The organism is Microcoleus sp. N9_A2, assembly GCF_036701775.1.
Taxonomy (GTDB): Bacteria; Cyanobacteriota; Cyanobacteriia; order Cyanobacteriales; family Microcoleaceae; genus Microcoleus.
Genome location: NZ_JAUBRH010000163.1, coordinates 1 through 1,177, shown reverse-complemented (window position 1 = coordinate 1,177; position 1,177 = coordinate 1). Strand labels below are relative to the sequence as shown.

At 39.1% G+C, this 1,177-nt stretch carries 1 protein-coding gene; it reads left to right on the top strand.

Translation table 11 applies throughout. The features are described 5' to 3' along the window. The first annotated feature begins 87 nt into the window (after nucleotides 1-87). A protein-coding gene (locus tag QUA44_RS30560) for an ISKra4 family transposase (RefSeq protein WP_333257689.1) occupies nucleotides 88-1,151 on the top strand; the annotation gives its coding sequence in 2 pieces (ribosomal slippage) (nucleotides 88-241 and nucleotides 241-1,151; 1,065 coding nt in all). Nucleotides 1,152-1,177: the final 26 nt, after the last annotated feature.

Here is a 1,177-nt window from a genome sequence, read left to right as displayed (position 1 = left end):
GGGAGCATCCCGGTTTTGTAAATATCCGAATAAGTGTAAAATAGTTAAAATCAATAAAAGCGTCAAAAAAAGTCGAGAAAAAGAGCCATGACCCCTGAAGAACTAGAGCGGTTGGAATCCTGTGCGGCAGAAATTGCTAAAATTTGGTATAACAATACACCCCCAAGTGAACTGACCAGTCTGGAAAATATTGAAAAACATCTCAGGCAACAATGGCTTGAAACAGTGGGCCCACAAATTGGTTTTTTTTTATCAAAGAAGCAACAGGAACAGAACAAGGACGACCGCGCACAGTAAAAAGCTGTATTGGTGAACTAAGAATTACTGAAAAACAGGCCGAAAAATTAGAGTTCAAGAAATCTACTCGATTATCTCCATTATTTGAAAAATGCTGTCTGCGTCAAATAGCTAATCTTTCCTACTTCAAGGCAGCCCAAGAAATGGAAGTTCAGACAGGAGTAAAGATAGGACACACTTGTTTACACCGATTGGTAGAAAAACAAGAATGGTCAGAACCTCATGCCAAAATAGAGGTGAAAGAAACAAGCATAGATGGAGGGAAAGTCCGTCTCAGAGGGAAGTTGGGTGAAGGCTCTCATTGGCAAGATTATAAGGCAGTGCGGTTACATGAAAGTTATTATGGGGCTTTTTATCAAGAGAATGAAGAGTTAATTAATTATATAAACCATCAGCCCTTAGCCGATATATTAACTTGTTTGGGTGATGGACATGATGGGATATGGAATATTATGAGCCAGTTAAATCCTGGTAAAACCCGACGTGAAATTTTAGACTGGTATCATTTAATGGAAAATTTATATAAAGTGGGAGGGTCATTAAAATCTTTAGCCAAAGCCAAGGAGTTTTTGTGGGTCGGAAGGGTCGAACCTACCCTAAATTTATTTAAAAATTGTCGCAGCAAAACCGCTAAAAACTTTTGCAAGTATCTAGAAAAGCATCGCTCTCGAATTGTTAACTATGAGCAATTATCATCAGATAAGATATGTTCCATTGGCTCGGGCGCGGTGGAATCGACTGTCAAACAAATAGATAGAAGGTTGAAAATCTCCGGAGCTCAATGGTTGAAAAAAAATGTCAATCAAATGCTAAAACTTCGTTGTGCTTACCTCAACGACCTCTTGGCTATTTGAGGCTTTTGCAAAACCGGGATGCTCCC